1 protein-coding gene is annotated in these 1,140 nt (G+C 74.3%); it reads right to left on the bottom strand.

What is annotated here, in order from left to right; all coding sequences use genetic code 11:
• Positions 1–989 (bottom strand): selenocysteine-specific translation elongation factor (selB, locus tag N825_RS35640; protein ID WP_037462395.1); only part of this gene is annotated, 989 nt, incomplete at its 3' end.
• Positions 990–1,140 lie beyond the last annotated feature (151 nt).

The raw sequence follows: 1,140 nt of genomic DNA, 5'->3' as shown, positions 1-1,140 counted from the left end.
GCTATGGGTTGATCGACGTGGAGTTGCGCCGGCGCGGTCGCTCCCGGTTCGAGCCGGTCGCGGTCGAGCAGGCGGACGCGGGCGCCGGCTTCGGTCGTTCCGGCCAGCAGGCGGACCACCGCGCCGCCCTTCAGCGGACGCTCGGCCGAGGCGAGCAGCCGAAGCTCGACGTCGAGCCACGACGCCGCGGTCAACGCCCCCGGCGTCGCCAGCGCCACGCCGGGCGCCAAGTCCGCGCGCTCGACGCCTCGCAGGTTGACGGCGGTGCGGCGGCCGGGATACGCGGTTTCGACCGCTTGCCCATGGATCTGGAGCCCTCGGATCCGCGCGGTGGCACCGCCGGGCTGGAGTTCCACCGCGTCGCCAACCCGCAGCGCGCCGCGCCTCAGGGTGCCGGTCACCACCGTGCCGAAGCCGGCGACCGCGAAGACCCGGTCGGCCGGCAGGTGGAAGATCCCGGCATCGGCGGAGTCGGCGGCCGTCGGACGCGCCAGCGCCGCCAAACCGTCGCGCAGGCTCCCCAGCCCGGCGCCGGTCAGCGCCGAGGTGTGGACCACCGCGACATCGGCGATCCCAGCCTCGCGGGCCAGCGCCTCGGCGGCGCGCCCGGCCGCCTCGGCTTGGCTGGCGGTGACCAGATCGCATTTGGCGACCGCGACGATGCCTCGGGTCACGCCGATCAGGCCGGCGATGCCGACATGCTCGACCGTCTGCGGCTTGATGCCCTCGTTGGCCGCGACCACCAGCAGCACCGCGTCGATCCCGGTGGCGCCCGAGATCATGGTCCGCACGAAGCGCTCGTGCCCCGGCATGTCGATCAGGTCGATCACGCCGCCGGCAACCGCGAGCGGGCAGAATCCCAGCGCGATCGAGATGCCGCGCCGCTTCTCCTCCGCCAGGCAGTCGGTGTCGACGCCGGTCAGCGCCTTGACCAGCGCGGTCTTGCCGTGATCGACATGGCCGATCACGCCGACCAGCGCGCTTCTCATGCCAAAGCCGCGCGAAGGGCGCCGGCGATCAGCGGCAGGTCGGCGTCGGCCAGGGTCCGCGCGTCCAGGGTCAATCGGTCGCCCGCGATCCGGCCAACCCCCGCCGGCCGTTGACGCCGCAGCCGCCGCGCCAGCTCCTCGACGCCGAGCC

This window comes from Skermanella stibiiresistens SB22, from assembly GCF_000576635.1.
GTDB classification, from domain to species: Bacteria; Pseudomonadota; Alphaproteobacteria; order Azospirillales; family Azospirillaceae; genus Skermanella; species Skermanella stibiiresistens.
This window is presented reverse-complemented; position numbering and strand designations above follow the sequence as displayed.